Source organism: Arthrobacter subterraneus, assembly GCF_900099735.1.
Taxonomy (GTDB): Bacteria; Actinomycetota; Actinomycetes; order Actinomycetales; family Micrococcaceae; genus Arthrobacter_D; species Arthrobacter_D subterraneus.
The window spans coordinates 1-13995 of record NZ_FNDT01000022.1 but is presented as its reverse complement, the minus strand read 5'-3'; the positions used below and the strand labels follow the sequence as shown (position 1 = coordinate 13995).

Here is a 13995-nt window from a genome sequence, read left to right as displayed (position 1 = left end):
AGCATGAGCCACGCGACAGTAGAAAACAATGGCGGCGCATTCCCTGAAGGATTCCTTTGGGGTGGTGCCACTGCGGCGAACCAGTTGGAAGGCGCCTACGCTGAAGGCGGCAAGGGTCTGTCCATCCAGGACGTGATGCCGAACGGCATTATGACCCCTCCTGCGGAAGGCCCGACGGAGGACAATCTGAAGCAGGTGGGCATCGACTTCTACCACCGGTATGCGGAGGACATCGCGCTCTTCGCGGAACTGGGCTTCAAGGTATACCGCTTCTCCATCGCCTGGAGCCGGATCTTCCCCAACGGCGACGACGAACAGCCCAATGAGGAAGGCCTCGCCTTCTACGACCGGGTGCTTGACGAGCTCGAAAAGTACGGCATCGAACCGCTGGTAACCATCAGCCACTATGAAACGCCGCTGAACCTTGCCCGGGCCTACGGAGGTTGGACCAATCGGAAACTGATCGGCTTCTATGAGCAGTACTGCCGGGTGCTGTTTGAGCGCTTCGGCAGCCGGGTCAAGTACTGGCTCACGTTCAACGAGATCAACTCCGTGATTCACGCGCCGTTCCTGTCCGGCGGTATTCCTACTCCGCGTGAGGAGCTGACCGATTCGGACCTCTACCAGGCGATCCATCATGAGCTGGTTGCTTCGGGGCGGGCCACCAGGCTGGCCCGGGACATCATGCCGGGCGCGCAGGTCGGTTGCATGATTCTGGCGCTGCCGGTGTATCCGCTCACGCCGTCTCCGGACGACGTCGTCAAGGCCATGGACACGGCCCATGCGAGCTACGCATTCGGTGACATCCACTGCCGCGGAGAATACCCCGGGTATCTGCTGCGCTACTTCCGCGACCACGGCATCGAACTGGACATCACGGAGCAGGACCGCGAGGACCTTCGGAACACTGTCGACTTTGTCTCCTTCAGTTATTACATGAGCATCTGTGAGTCGGCTGATCCCTCGGTGGACCAGGGGCCCGGAAACATCATGGGTGGAGTGCCGAACCCGAAGCTGGAAGCTTCCGAGTGGGGGTGGCAGATCGATCCTCAGGGTTTGCGCGTGGTCATCAACGATTACTGGGAACGCTGGCAGAAACCCCTGTTCATCGTCGAGAACGGCATCGGAGCCAAGGACGTGCTCGTGGAAATCGACGGCATGCTGACCGTCGAGGACGACTACCGGATCGGTTACCTGAACGACCACCTGGTCCAGGTCCGTGAAGCTATCGCCGACGGCGCCCAGGTTCTCGGGTACACTGCCTGGGGCTGCATCGACGTGGTGAGCGCATCCACTGCGCAGATGAGCAAGCGTTACGGCTTCATCTACGTGGACAGGAACGACGACGGCTCAGGCACCCTCGAGCGCTACCGAAAGAAGTCATTCGACTGGTACCGGGACGTCATCACCACCAACGGCGCAGCACTGCGCTGACCCGGCGGAAGGGGCGGGCGCACTACTGCGCGCCCGCCCCTTCCGCAGCCGTCTAGGCTTTCCCTACACGGGTTAGCCCACCATCGGAGGCAGGAGAGACAACGACGTGGAAATCCTGCGCGTCTTCAACAACAATGTGGTCCTCTCCCGTGACCACACCGGCCGGGAGGTGATTCTCACCGGCCGGGGTCTTGGGTTCCAGGCAAAGCCGGGCCAGAGGGTAGACCCGGCCAAGGTGGTGCGCACCTTCGTTCCCGAAGACGGCCGGGATCCCGACAACCTCGGAGCGATGGTCGCGGCCATCCCGCCCGAACACCTGATGCTTGCCGAACAGGCGCTGGACGCCGGGCGCACGGAAATGGACATTCCGGAAAGCGCCGTGCTGTCCGTTGCGCTCGCCGACCACCTCAGTTTTGCCATCAAACGGCTTCGCCAGGGCCTGCAGTTCGAGTACCCGTTGCGTGCCGAAGTCGTGCACCTCTACCCGGAGGAACTGCGTGCGGCCCAGCGCATCCTGGACTTCGTCAATTCCCGTCTGGACGCTCCTCTCGACGAGGGTGAGGCCGTCGCTATCACCCTGCACCTGGTCAATGCCGGTTTCGCCTCCGGGGATCTTTCGTACACCTACCAGATGACGGGTCTGTTCCAACAGCTTTTCGAGGTGCTGGAACAGGCCTATGAGCGTCCCTTCGACCGCAATACAGTCAATGCTGCCCGCTTCATCACCCACCTCCGGTACTTCTTTGTTCGTGCGAACTCCGGCAAGCAGCTCGAAGAAGGTGCGGACAACCTGCTCACCGCTATCAAGGACTCCTATCCGGACGCCTATTCCACGGCGCTGAAGCTCCAGAGCGTGCTGGAACTCAGGCTTGGCACCCCGCTCACCGGTGACGAGGTCACGTACCTGACGCTTCATGTGGCGCGCATGGTGGATGAGAGCCGGGTTTAGCGTTCGTTCCACCCCGATCAGTCCGGTGTATATACTGGTTGTATACACACCGGAGGCGTCATGGCAACTACACGGGTTTTTAGAAATAACCAGTCGCAGGCGGTACGAATACCAAAAGCTTTGGAGTGGCCGGAGGGTGTCCGCGAAGTGGAGGTCATCGCTGACGGGGATGCGCGTATCGTCTCCCCGGTCGATTTGGTGTGGGACACCTGGTTTGCCGGTCCTCCGGTGGACGAGACTTTCGCTGACCGTGAGCAGCCCGAAGAGCAGCGGCGTCCAGACCTGTGACCCTGAAGTACCTGCTTGATACCAACACGCTGATTCACGCCGTCCGGTACAAGCCTGAAAACCTCCGGATCGCGTTCAACGAACATGCCGGCCGGATGGCGCTGTCCACGGTGGTGCTCTCCGAACTGGTCTATGGCGCGGAGGCATCGGCGAACGTCGAGGCGAACCTCCGTGTGGTCGAAGGCCTGGCCGCCAGGTTGGTGCTCCTGGAATTCGATGCTTCGGCCGCCCACCACGCCGCACAGATCCGCGCGGGCCTGAAACGTGCTGGAACGCCGATCGGCCCCTATGACGCCATGATCGCCGGCCACGCCCGGTCACGGGGGCTGGTGGTGGTCACCAACAACCTGCGGGAATTCGAGCGGGTCCCCGGCCTCCAAATAGAGGACTGGGTCGTGCCGTAGCCGACTCCCGACGTCGGAAGCGGTGTTCAAGCGATTGCGCGCACGGTATCCCGCGGATAACGGAAGCTTCCGTACTTAGTCCGCCGTTACGGTCAGCGGGGCCTCACCTGTGGTGCCATCGGCGTACTGGCAGATCACGATGCAGGAGGTCATCCCACCCCGACCAGCCCGCGCAGCGTCTCCGCATTCCGCACGGCGTTCCCGCCGCCGTCGTTGTTGAAGTACACATAGACGTCCCTGCCGGTGCCGTGCCACTCCTGGATCCGGTCGGCCCACCAGCGCAGGTCATCGTCGGAGTACGAGCCTCCATACAGATAGTTGTGGTCGGGCCCGTGCAGCCGCGCATACACGAACGGAGCTGTCGCCCTCAGGACGCAGGGGAGTCCCGCTCCGCTCATCACGCAGTATGCGGCACCGTGCCGCTCGAGCATTGCGTAGACGGCGTCGTCGTCCCAGCTGGGATGCCGGAATTCGACGGCGACGCGGATCCACCACGGCAGGCGGGAGAGGAAGTAGTCCAGGCGGGCGTCGTCGCGCTCCATGGACGGCGGGAGCTGGACGAGCAGAACGGCGCGGCGGGCGCCGAGCTCATGCCAGCAGCGGGCGATCCGCTCAATCCAGACCTCCGGCGCGTACAGCTTCTTTCCGTGCGTCAGCCCACGCGGTGCTTTGACGGACAGCGCAAACCCATGGGGAAGACGACGGCGCCATCCGGCGAACGTGGTATCGCGCGGCCAGCGGTAGAAGCTGGCGTTCAGCTCCACCGTGTCGAACCGGGCGACGTAGTGGTCCCGCCGCTTTGCCGGTGGAGTGCCGTGCGGGTAGCAGATGCCGTTCCAGTGGTCATAGCTCCACCCGGAGGTGCCGATGCGGATCTCGCTCACTCCGCCAGACTACTAATGTTGGCGTTTGCTTCCGGGAGAAGGTCTGCTTCATCTTCGACTGACCTACCTGTCCACAGTCTGCTTGGAGATCACAGCTTCAGACCCAGGAAATTGAAGGGACACTGGAGTCCGTCCGAATGGCCGGACGCAGCGTATGCAGCCTCTCAAAGTCTCTGTCGACCCATTGGGCCATGCCTGAGTTTTCGGGCTTGCCGAATAACCATCAGCAGAGAAAGGATCACCAGAATGATGACCACGGGTGCTGCTATCAGCATTTCCTGAGCCGGGTCCTGCACAACCAGGAAAATCACCACAATGGCCACCGCCGTTACTGCCCCGGCCCACATGATTCGAAAGACCATGTCCCGTTTGAGGGCGCCGCGTTCGCTGGTCCACGAAGGAGCCGTCGAGGGCGGAAGATCGTCACTGCCCTCTCCTGTTGGGATCGTCGGTGCGGCATCAGGACTGTGAGCCGGGCCGGTCGTTGTCCGCTGTGCCTCGGCGATGAGCAGATGGTCGCGCCGAAGTCGGTCTCTGGCATTGTGCTCGATCAGCGTTGGAACGTAGATGCGGATAGGCCCGTCCGCGAGGGCATCGTATTCCTCCCCGACAAGGGTTTTGATTCGTGCTTCAGGAGCCGTGGGGAAACGAACAGCCAGCCGGGTAACGACGCCCGTCACGATGGTGTCCTTGGACTCTTCATCCATCCCCAGAGTGTGGACCTGACCGATCGTCGCCGTCAAGGTTCACGGCAGAACGTATAGCATGCAAGGGTCCCACCTGACGGCCTGGAGTCAGCGTTGCACAGCGTTGGAGCTAACCGGCCGCGGTTCTCATTTCCGCAGCGACACGGCGGGAAACTGTTTCCACTCGGCGTGGAAGCGGGTCTCGGCCTCCAACGCGGCTGTCTGCTCGAGTGCGTGAAGGCGCCCGAACGTAAACCCGTTTTCGCCATCGGCCGCCGCCTTGGCGCCGAGCCGTCGCAGCATGCTCCGAGTGACGAGGCTGTCCTGATGGTCGCCCAGAATCTTCTGCACACCGTGCGCGGCCTCGATGAGCTTCGCAGCTTTCTTCGGAGCGATGGGTGAAGCGGTCTCAGCGGCGTAGCGCAGGCGTTTACCGTCTTTGCGCGCGTCGTGGAGGGCAGGATGGTCACCGATGCCGGCAGGGTTTTTCCTTGCTTGCTCCACCGCCTCCCGGAGCCGGGCAGCATCCCGGTCCACCAGATCCGGGATAACCTTTCGGGCAGATTTTTTGCCCATTTTGGAAAACGACGGTGTATCCAGAAGAGCGGTAAGAGCGTCGATCAGTTGAAAGTACCGGTCACTGTCGAGTGCTCTGAGGACCTTTCCATGGGCTTCCCGGTAGTCAGAATCCAGTTCCAGGTCGATTCTGCGGGCGACCGGCCCCATGACCAGTTCGTCAGGTTCCTCGGCAATCATTTTTTTGAGACGTTCGTGCATCACCTCGGCGTCCCGGGCACCGCCGAGGACACCGGCAAGCCACTTCAGCTCCGACCGCAAATACATTGCTTCATTCCGGTGGTTCAGGAGCTTTCGGTAAGTTGCCAGGACCGACCGCATACGCCTGGTGGCAACACGCATTTTGTGGATCGCGTTTTTGGTATCGAGTCGAACCTGGGGATCCTGTTCAATCAGTACCCGGACCTGCTCTGTGAGATAGGAGCGCAAAATGTCGCCCGCGCTGCTTTTCCCTGTGGCCGGAGACCCCTGCCGGCGTGAGGGGAGGTTCTCGCCCAGGGTCCGGCCGAGTTTCGAAGTGTGCCTGGAGGGTTTAACTCCGATACTTGCGAGCAAACCCTGTCCAGCCTCCAACAGGGTCCGTGATCCATTTTTCAGTTCCAGTTCCCACTCACGCCAGTGCTGGGAACGCCGCTCGGGCACAAGAGATTCCGCGCGCACCAGATCATCAGCGAGCTCGGCCAGGAGCTCGCCTCTTTTGTTGCGCAGGCGGTGCAGGGAGCGCTGAGTACGGAGTCGTGCAACCACACCCACCTCTTGGTTGCGGACATGCACCCTCACCAACCGCAGGAGGCTTTCCGGGACAGCGTCGTCCTCTTCCAGCGGGTGGTGGTACTCGTGCCGGTCACCGCCGGCCCCGGGGAGTTTCAGGTGCCAGCCGGCATCATCACCTCCGCGTCGCCGTCGGAGCGTGATTTGTTCGGATGCCAGGCGCAGGTCCCTGGTGTCGAAGTACTCAGCCTCGAGGATCTGCGTGTCCGGCTGGTCTACTTGCGCTACGCCGGGAAGGCCCTGAAGCGGGGGCAGGGCTGCGCCGTCACTGACCTCGAACTTCCGCTCTATCTCCACCACGTGTGTTGGCGGCATGCGCTCATTGTAGACCTCCGCCTGGGGTGTGTCATGGGGGGCATTCGGCATTCGGCATCGCCGACGGCGTCACCGCGGGCGCTTCCGCTTACTTCACGCAGCCGGTCTACAGCGACCGTCACTGTTGCCCCGCCGTTAAGGTGTCCTGCAGCAACAGTTCACCTTCATCCGGAACCGTTGACCTGTCCCGATTTCGGGGCGTGCGCAACGCCATGAAGGAGAACCAATCGTGAGAAAGCCCCTGGGTGCCATTGCCCTTTCCATTGCTGCCGCAGTCCTGCTGACCTCCTGCGGGCAGGGTGATACCGCGGCCGAGGGTGAAGGGTCCGCTGAGGCCGGCACGCTCGTCGTGTACACCAATTCCAATTCGGAAGGCCGTGGCGAGTGGCTTCAGGCAGAAGCTGCCGAAGCAGGCTTTGACATCGAGATTGTCGGAGCCGGTGGAGCCGATGCCACAAACAAGCTCATCGCCGAGAAGAACAACCCCATCGCCGACGTCGTCTTCGGCTTGAACAACGTGTACTACGAGCAGTTGAAGAAGGAAGACGTCCTCGAGCCGTATACGCCGGAATGGTCGGGAGAGGTTGACGAATCCCTCGCTGACCCGGCGGATGAGAAGGCGTACTGGCCGCTGGTGCAGCAGGCGATTGTCCTCGCGTACAACGCGGACACGGTAAGTGCCGACGAAGCACCGAAGGACTGGCCGGAACTGTGGACTGAGGACGAGTACAAGGACCGTTATGAGCGGGTTACCGGTATGGGCGGTGCTACCACCCAGCTTGTGATGGCAGGAATTCTCAGCCGGTACCGTGAGGACAGCGGCGAGCTCGGTGTGAGCGAAGAGGGCTGGAGCCAGATCGAGCAGTATTTCAGCAACGGCGTACCCGCAGTGAAGGATCTTGACCTTTTCGCCCGTTTCGCGGAGGGTGAGGTCGACTTCGGGCAGATGCCGTCGTCGTCTATTCCGGGGCGGGAGGAAGCCTACGGCGTAACCTCCGGCGCTGTGGCGCCGGAAATCGGGGTGCCGTACGCCATCGAGCAGGTCGCCGTCGTGAAGGGCACTGACCAGCAGGAACAGGCGCAGGAGTTCATTGACTGGTTCGGAAGCGCAGAGGTGCAGGGGGAGTGGGCGCAGGAGTTCGACTCGCTGCCCGTCAATGAGGGCGCGCTGGAGCAGACGAAGCCCGAGGTGATCGAGTTCGACGAGCAGTTCACCCACCAGGACATCGACTGGACCTTCGTCGAGGAGAACCTGGCCGGTTGGGTCGAGAAGATCGAACTGGAATACATGCAGTGATTCGCTTCGACTCCATCCGGGTGACCTTCGACGGGTTCACTGCGATCCACAACCTCGACCTGCACGTCGAGCCCGGGGAATTCTTCACCCTGCTCGGCCCATCCGGCTGCGGCAAGACGACGGCGCTTCGCACACTCGCGGGTTTCGTCGATCCGTCCGCCGGTGACGTCTTCATTGACGGTCGCCGCGTGACCACCGTGCCGAGCGACAAGCGGGAAGTAGGCATGGTGTTCCAGAACTATGCCTTGTTCCCGTCGATGAGCGTCTGGGAGAATATTGCGTTCGGCCTGAAGGTCCGCCGCACGTCCGGCGCGGAGCGGGACCGGCTCGTCGAGGACATGGCCGCTCGGGTGGAGTTGTCCGGCGATCAGCTGCATAAGAAGGTATCGGAACTTTCGGGCGGCCAGCAGCAGCGCGTCGCGATTGCGCGGGCGCTGGTGCTCAAGCCCAAAATTTTGCTTCTCGATGAGCCGCTCTCCAACCTGGATGCCAAGCTGCGGCATCAGCTCCGTGGCGAGCTCAAGGCCCTCCAGTCCGACTTCGGTATCACCACCGTCTACGTGACCCACGACCAGGACGAGGCGCTGACCATGAGCGACCGGATCGCGGTCTTCAACAAGGGCAGGGTCGAACAGGTCGGCACGCCGCAGGAGATCTACGATGCCTCAGCGAGCGAATTTGTCTGCAACTTCATCGGCGATTCCTCCTCGCTCACTCCGGCTCTGATTCACCGGCTCAATGAGCTGGCGCGCCGGTCACAGTTGGATCCGGCGCGGCTGTCCTATCTGCGCGTGGAGAAGGCGGCACTGGATCTTCCCGGTCGGAGCGACCACCTGCACGACGACGGCAGCGTCACCGTGAGCGGCCGCGTCACCGCCCGCAATTATCACGGCCAGCACAGCCGCTACACGGTCCGCCTGGATGATGCCGACATCAAGGTCCTCGTCAAGGAAGACGGACGTCACGGTCCGGGCCTGGGCGAGGAAGCGCGGGTGCGCATCAATCCGGCGCACGTACTGCAGTACGGGGCGACCGGGTGACCGGCTCAACGCGAAGGATGTTGCGCTCGCCCGCCGTCGTCATCACGATGACCGTGCTGGTGTGGTTCATCGCGGCCTTCCTTCTGTGGCCGAACGCCAACCTGCTGGTGCAGACGTTCTTTCCGGATGGGCAGTTCACGGGCCGCGCCGTCGAGAAGCTGATGTCCTCGGAACGGGCGATGATGTCACTGGGCAACAGTTTCCTGTTGGCGGTTACCCTGGCACTCACCGTGAACGCCGTCGGGATTTTCATTGTGCTGGTGACCGAGTATTTCCGCATCCGCGGTGCCAAGGTCCTATGGCTCGGCTACGCGACGACGTTCATTTACGGCGGCATTGTCCTCGCCGCCGGTTACAAATTCATCTACGGTGCGGACGGGATCGTGACGAAGTTCCTGGCTGGCATTTTTCCGGATATGGACCGGACCTGGTTCGAGGGATTCTTCGCGGTTCTCGCCGTGATGACCTTTGCGACGACAACCAACCACATGCTCTTCCTGGGGTCCGCGATTCGTAATGTCGATTTCCAGACCATCGAAGCTGCGCGAAATCTGGGGGCCTCGTCCTGGACTATTCTGCGACGCGTTGTTCTGCCTACGTTGAAGCCCACGCTCTTCGCCGTCACGATCCTGTCCTTCCTGACCGGGCTCGGCGCGTTGAGCGCCCCGCAGGTACTCGGCGGCCAGGACTTCGAAACGATCACGCCAATGATCCTGACGTTCGCGAACAGCACGACGTCGCGTGATCTTGCCGCGCTGCTGGCCCTTGTTCTGGGCGTCGCGACGATCGCTATGCTCTCCGTCATGACGCGGTTGGAGCGCGGCGGTACCTATCATTCGGTCGCGAAGGTCGCCGCCCCGCTGCAGAAGCAGCCCATTCGGGATCGCGGAGCGAACATCGCCGTGCATGCGGTGGCCTATGTCCTCTTCCTGATCTACGTCTTTCCGCTGACGCTGGTTGTCCTGTACTCGTGCATGGACAGTGCAGCGATCAGCACCGGCGTGCTCACGCTGGACCGGTTTACGCTGGAGAACTATGTGCGGGTGCTGTCGCAGCAGTCGGCGTTGAAGCCCTTCATCGTGAGCATTGTGTACAGCGCGCTCGCGGCGATCATCTCTGTGGGCGGGCTGCTCTTCGTCACCCGGCTCATGCTCAAGTACCGCGGCTGGCTGATGAGCGCGCTGGAGTATCTGCTGCACATTCCCTGGATTCTTCCGGCCGCGATGATTGCCCTCGGGCTACTCATCACGTACGACCGGCCCAATCCGCTGGTCGGCGGCTTTGTGCTCAGCGGTACGGTGGTGATTCTGCTGCTGGCTTTCGTCATCGTGAAGGTTCCGTTCACGCTGCGGATGCTGAAGGCTGCGTTCTCCTCAGTGAACGGGTCAATGGAGGAAGCCGCCGCCATCATGGGGGCAGGAACGCTCTACACGTTCCGGCGCATCCTGTTGCCGGCGGTCCTGCCCGCAGCCGCGGCGGTGGCTGCGCTGAACTTCAACAACCTCCTCGATGACTACGACACCGCCGTCTTCCTGGCCCACCCGCTCTACCAGCCGCTGGGACTGCAGATCAAGGCAAATACCGACGGCGGTGCTTCCGTGGAAGCGATCGGCAACACCTTTGTGTACACGGTGCTGCTGATGGTGGTCATGGGTACCGTGATGTACCTGGTCTACGGTCGCTTGAACCGCGTGCGGCGCTCTCCCCGGGCGCGTCGGGTGCCTCTGCAGCGTGTGGGTGGCGATGCGGGCACGCCGAACGCTGACCTGCCCGAGGGTGCGACGACGGAGGAGTCTTCGGCTGCGCCGCTTCGATGATCCATTCAGACGGTGTGTGCTAGAGCGTATATATTTGATACGCTCTAGCACATGAGGGTCTGGGATCTGCTCGTAGAGAGGGCTGCTGACCAGCACGGCTACGTCACCACCAGGGACGCTCGCGAACTGGGGATCGACCCTACACAACTGCGGTTGTTGGCTGCTCGCGGACGGTTGGAGCGGGTGGGCCGAGGCGCCTACCGGGTCCCGGTCCTCCCACGGGGGCAGCATGACGATCTGGCAGAAGCGGTCGCCTGGTCGCTTGGGCGAGGAATCGTCTCTCATGAGTCGGCGCTCGTCCTCCATGAACTCTCCGATGTGAACCCATCGAGGGTGCACCTGACCGTGCCACGCAACAACCACCCGCGCACCGGCGGAGGTGATCTGTACCGGTTGCACCGCCGCGAACTTTCGCCATCGGACATCGCCGAGGCCGATGGTATCCCGGTGACCACAGTGCAACGGACTATTCGTGACTGTCTGGCTACCGGCACCGATCCCTACCAACTGCGACTCGCCGTCGACCGCGCTGAAGCAGGCGGGTTGCTGCGACGCGCCGAGGCTGAAGCATTGCGTGCCGAAGTTGCGGGTATTCGGCCTGCGGTGCGGGCATGATCAAGCGTTACGAGGCATCGCCGACCGGTCTGCGCGCACTTCGGGACCGATTGACCCAGGCTGCCAAGCGCGAAGGCGTCGTGTTCGGTCGGCTGCAGCAGCACATCGGCGTCCTCGTCGTAACGCAGTTGATGGCGTCGCTGGTCGATGGCGACGGAGGTCCAACACTGCTCGTCAAGGGGGTGTCTCGCTGGAGCTCCGCCGTGGGATCTCGGAATCACGAACCTCGAAGGATCTGGATGCTGTAGTCCGAGGAGATATCGAGAGCGTGCATGAGCGTCTGGTGGAGGCTGGCGCGGCGGGATGGTGGCAAGTAGGGCCGGATGGTACTGCCAGTCTGGCGACTTGGTACTGCGCTTCCGCTGACTTGGTACCGGCCTGGATAGCTGGCCGGTACCAAGTAGCGATGGGCTGTTATTCCCAGTGAGCCGGTTCTGCTCGTGCCTGGTCGGCCCGGAGCCGTCGCATATCGATTTCGCCGAGGTTGAGGCGGCGGGCGTTGTTGGCCAGCCGGTTCACGATTGAATCGGCTGCGACGCGGTCTGGGAGTGCTTCGACCCAGTAGGCCGGCCCGGATTGCGAGGCGATGAGCGTGGGCAGCCGGTGTTCCCGGTTCGCCAGGACGGCGAAGAGGTCGTTCGCGGCCTCAGGGTCGATCCCGACGGTGAGGAAGTCATCGATGATTAACAGGTCCACGTCGGAAAGCTCATTGAGCAGCTTCTGGTGGCCGATGCCGTCGCTGCGGGCGATAATCAACCGCCTGGCGAGATCATCCATCCGGGCGTAGGCGACGGTGTGCCCGTTCTGGCAGGCGGCGATCCCGATCGCGCACGCCAGATAGGTTTTGCCTCCGCCGGTGGGTGAGATGATCAGCAGATTCGTCGGGTCCTGACTCCACTGGTGCGCGGCGTAGCGTTTCATCCTGACCGGGGTGACTCCGCGGCCTTCCTGGTAGTTGATCTCGGCCACCGAGGCCTGCGGGATCGGGAATTTCGCGGCGCGGATCAGTTTCTCGACCCGGTGTGCCCGGCGCTGGTCGAGGGCGTCATCGACGGCCGTGAGGAAAACCTGTTCCGGTGTCAGCTCGTCATTGGCTTCATCGGTGATCAGCTCCTCGAACCGGGTCGCCAGGTGCGCGATGCGCAGGGCACGGAACTTCTCGTGGTCAATGCTGGTGAACATCAGGCTCCTGCCCCCTGCCCGCCGAGCTGGTAGTGGGCAGCGGAGCGGACATGCACCGCGGTGCCGGCACCGCTGACCGGTTTTCGTGTGACCGCCGCCGGTGTCGGGGGTTTCTGCCGTTTGGTGTCGGAATCGATGGTGGCCATGATCCGCTTGATCGTGCTGTAACTGCCGGCGTCGTGCCCGTTATTGAGCAGAACCTGGCAGGCGGCTTCCAGGCGCTGCTTATTGCGTTTGCCCAGGGTCTCCAGGATGTTCTGGCAATCCAGATACGCCTGCGCTTCGATCGCGTGCCGGTCAAGAATCTGCTCGATGACCTTCCCGGTGGCCGGGCCGAAGCCCCTCGCCCGGTCCAGGAACCACTGCCTGGACCACAGCCCGTCGATGTTCTGATGCTGCTCAGGGGCATGGGTGACGTCCGTGGAATACTGTCCCTTCCGTCCCTGCCGGCGCAGATGTTGGCAAAGGACCTGGTCCCCGTCGAACACCGTCACCGTCGTGGACGTGACCCGCACCCGTAACAGTTGCCCGGCATAGGTGTAGGGCACCGAGTAATGCTGGGAGTCGCAGCTGACGTGGTAATTCCGTCCGACCTTCAGCTGCTTCCACTCCACGGTGTCGAACCCCTCGTCCGGAAGCGGCTGCAGCAGGTGGGCTTCCTCCGCCGCGAAGCGTTCCCACCGGGTGCTGCCGTCGGCACGCCGGATCGTCTCGTTGATCTCGGAGATCCTGTCCGCGATCGCGGCGTTGAGGTCATCGACGACAGTCCAGACTTCTTCAGCCAGGTAGCCGATCACACGCTTATTGACCACCTGCACCGCTGATTCCACGGCAGCCTTGTCGCGGGGCTTGCGCACCCGGGCAGGGACAATCCCTGTTGAGTAGTGATCCGCCAACTGCTGATACCTGGCATTGACCACCCGGGCCGCCTCGCCCTGCTGCTGACGATGAGTGGCCGTCGTCGGGTTATCGGGAACGACCAGCTGCGGGACCCCGCCGAAGAACTCGAACGCGGCCACGTGAGCGGCGATCCATGCCGGGGACTTCATGTCCGTGAACCCCCGGCAGAACACCGCCCCGGAATAGGGCAGCACCGCGACGAACAGATACAGTCTGGTCACCTCACCGGTGACCGCGTCCACCACCTCAAGGGTGTCACCGGCCCAGTCCACCAGCATCGCCCGGCCAGGCTCATGACGCAGCGTCGCCACAACATCCTTCACCCGGGCATGCTCGGCGAACAAGGCGCAGTACTGCGAGTACCCATACTTCTTCCCGCCACCTGTTTCGGAAGCGAGGTACTTACCCCACGCCTGCTGAATGGTGAAGTGCCGGTTCGCTTTCATTGCCGCCAGCACAGGACCGAAATCCGGCTGCGCATAACCTTCCGAGACCCGCTTACGGCCATCGGGAAACAAACCGGCGATCTCCGCCGGAGTCATCGAGCTCACCTGCCCGGCGGTGAAACCATAAGCGGCAATCGTCTTCTTCACCGCTGCCACCTCACGGCGCGAACACCCCGCAGCAGCAACAATCTCGTCATAACTGTGCCCGGCGATCGCCAGCGTCATGATCACCTTGTAGTCGGCCATACTGCCCCTTCACATAGGAAGAGACGGCGCCCAGCGCGCCGCCCCACCCACAGCACAGCACCCCGAACACCAACGGCAGTACCAACTCGCCGGAACCGCAGTACCAAATAGCCGGATTACCGGTACCAACTCACCCTATTTGCCA

At 62.6% G+C, this 13995-nt stretch carries 14 protein-coding genes; 9 read left to right on the top strand and 5 right to left on the bottom strand.

From position 1 onward, the window contains the following. Positions 1-3 precede the first annotated feature (3 nt). The 4 genes from BLS52_RS15790 to vapC all read left to right on the top strand — a co-directional run bounded on the left by BLS52_RS15790 (position 4) and on the right by vapC (position 3075). Positions 4-1434 (top strand): glycoside hydrolase family 1 protein, encoded by a 1431-nt coding sequence (locus BLS52_RS15790; RefSeq protein ID WP_090587995.1) that lies wholly within the window; start codon positions 4-6, stop codon positions 1432-1434. Positions 1435-1540: 106 nt separating this feature from the next. Continuing rightward, positions 1541-2383 (top strand): PRD domain-containing protein, encoded by an 843-nt coding sequence (locus BLS52_RS15785; RefSeq protein WP_090587993.1) that lies wholly within the window; start codon positions 1541-1543, stop codon positions 2381-2383. 60 nt (positions 2384-2443) lie between these two features. Further along, positions 2444-2671: a type II toxin-antitoxin system VapB family antitoxin gene (gene vapB, locus BLS52_RS15780; RefSeq protein WP_090587991.1), complete on the top strand. Its 228-nt coding sequence runs from the start codon at positions 2444-2446 to the stop codon at positions 2669-2671. After that, positions 2668-3075, top strand: a complete 408-nt coding sequence (gene vapC, locus BLS52_RS15775; RefSeq protein WP_217636778.1) for a tRNA(fMet)-specific endonuclease VapC — start codon at positions 2668-2670, stop codon at positions 3073-3075. The genes vapB and vapC overlap by 4 nt, the downstream gene beginning before the upstream one ends. Before the next feature lie 149 nt (positions 3076-3224). Here vapC and BLS52_RS15770 read toward each other — a convergent pair whose 3' ends face one another. The 3 genes from BLS52_RS15770 to BLS52_RS15760 form a co-directional block, all read right to left on the bottom strand. Continuing rightward, on the bottom strand, positions 3225-3959 hold the full coding sequence (locus BLS52_RS15770) for a DUF72 domain-containing protein (protein ID WP_175460202.1): 735 nt from the start codon (positions 3957-3959) through the stop codon (positions 3225-3227). Positions 3960-4123: 164 nt separating this feature from the next. Further along, positions 4124-4666, bottom strand: a complete 543-nt coding sequence (locus BLS52_RS18575; RefSeq protein ID WP_175460201.1) for a three-helix bundle dimerization domain-containing protein — start codon at positions 4664-4666, stop codon at positions 4124-4126. Positions 4667-4792: 126 nt separating this feature from the next. After that, positions 4793-6307 (bottom strand): CYTH and CHAD domain-containing protein, encoded by a 1515-nt coding sequence (locus BLS52_RS15760; RefSeq protein ID WP_175460200.1) that lies wholly within the window; start codon positions 6305-6307, stop codon positions 4793-4795. Positions 6308-6536: 229 nt separating this feature from the next. Here BLS52_RS15760 and BLS52_RS15755 point away from each other — a divergent pair, with 229 nt between their 5' ends. The 5 genes from BLS52_RS15755 to BLS52_RS15735 are packed head-to-tail and all read left to right on the top strand — an operon-like array spanning position 6537 to position 11324. Next, complete coding sequence (locus tag BLS52_RS15755) at positions 6537-7604, top strand: extracellular solute-binding protein (RefSeq protein WP_090587988.1); 1068 nt, start codon at positions 6537-6539, stop codon at positions 7602-7604. Next, a complete protein-coding gene (locus BLS52_RS15750) occupies positions 7601-8644 on the top strand; it encodes an ABC transporter ATP-binding protein (protein WP_090587986.1) in 1044 nt (347 codons plus the stop codon). Before BLS52_RS15755 ends, BLS52_RS15750 begins: the two co-directional genes overlap by 4 nt. 17 nt (positions 8645-8661) lie before the next feature. Beyond that, on the top strand, positions 8662-10461 hold the full coding sequence (locus BLS52_RS15745; protein ID WP_090587984.1) for an ABC transporter permease: 1800 nt from the start codon (positions 8662-8664) through the stop codon (positions 10459-10461). Positions 10462-10512: 51 nt separating this feature from the next. Continuing rightward, positions 10513-11076 carry a type IV toxin-antitoxin system AbiEi family antitoxin domain-containing protein gene (locus BLS52_RS15740; RefSeq protein ID WP_090587983.1) on the top strand — a complete coding sequence of 188 codons (564 nt, stop codon included), beginning with the start codon at positions 10513-10515 and terminating at the stop codon, positions 11074-11076. Then, a complete protein-coding gene (locus BLS52_RS15735) occupies positions 11073-11324 on the top strand; it encodes a hypothetical protein (protein ID WP_090587981.1) in 252 nt (83 codons plus the stop codon). The genes BLS52_RS15740 and BLS52_RS15735 overlap by 4 nt, the downstream gene beginning before the upstream one ends. Before the next feature lie 166 nt (positions 11325-11490). On the opposite strand, the gene BLS52_RS15730 is transcribed toward BLS52_RS15735, so the two are convergent. Together BLS52_RS15730 and istA are read right to left on the bottom strand one after the other, a co-directional pair. Continuing rightward, the gene (locus BLS52_RS15730; protein ID WP_090587980.1) at positions 11491-12258 is read right to left on the bottom strand and encodes an ATP-binding protein; all 768 of its coding nucleotides are present in this window, start codon (positions 12256-12258) and stop codon (positions 11491-11493) included. Then, entirely contained in the window at positions 12258-13850 is a 1593-nt protein-coding gene (istA, locus tag BLS52_RS15725; RefSeq protein ID WP_090587978.1) for an IS21 family transposase, read from the bottom strand. The genes BLS52_RS15730 and istA overlap by 1 nt, the downstream gene beginning before the upstream one ends. Between the last annotated feature and the right edge of the window lie 145 nt (positions 13851-13995).

Bases quoted from the DNA above. Each gene is read 5' to 3' on its own strand.
- BLS52_RS15790 (WP_090587995.1), top strand. From the start codon at position 4: ATGAGCCACGCGACAGTAGAAAACAATGGCGGCGCATTCCCTGAAGGA.
- vapB (WP_090587991.1), top strand. From the start codon at position 2,444: ATGGCAACTACACGGGTTTTTAGAAATAACCAGTCGCAGGCGGTACGA.
- BLS52_RS18575 (WP_175460201.1), bottom strand. From the start codon at position 4,666: ATGGATGAAGAGTCCAAGGACACCATCGTGACGGGCGTCGTTACCCGG.
- BLS52_RS15760 (WP_175460200.1), bottom strand. From the start codon at position 6,307: ATGCCGCCAACACACGTGGTGGAGATAGAGCGGAAGTTCGAGGTCAGT.
- BLS52_RS15745 (WP_090587984.1), top strand. From the start codon at position 8,662: ATGTTGCGCTCGCCCGCCGTCGTCATCACGATGACCGTGCTGGTGTGG.
- BLS52_RS15740 (WP_090587983.1), top strand. From the start codon at position 10,513: ATGAGGGTCTGGGATCTGCTCGTAGAGAGGGCTGCTGACCAGCACGGC.
- BLS52_RS15735 (WP_090587981.1), top strand. From the start codon at position 11,073: ATGATCAAGCGTTACGAGGCATCGCCGACCGGTCTGCGCGCACTTCGG.
- BLS52_RS15730 (WP_090587980.1), bottom strand. From the start codon at position 12,258: ATGTTCACCAGCATTGACCACGAGAAGTTCCGTGCCCTGCGCATCGCG.
- istA (WP_090587978.1), bottom strand. From the start codon at position 13,850: ATGGCCGACTACAAGGTGATCATGACGCTGGCGATCGCCGGGCACAGT.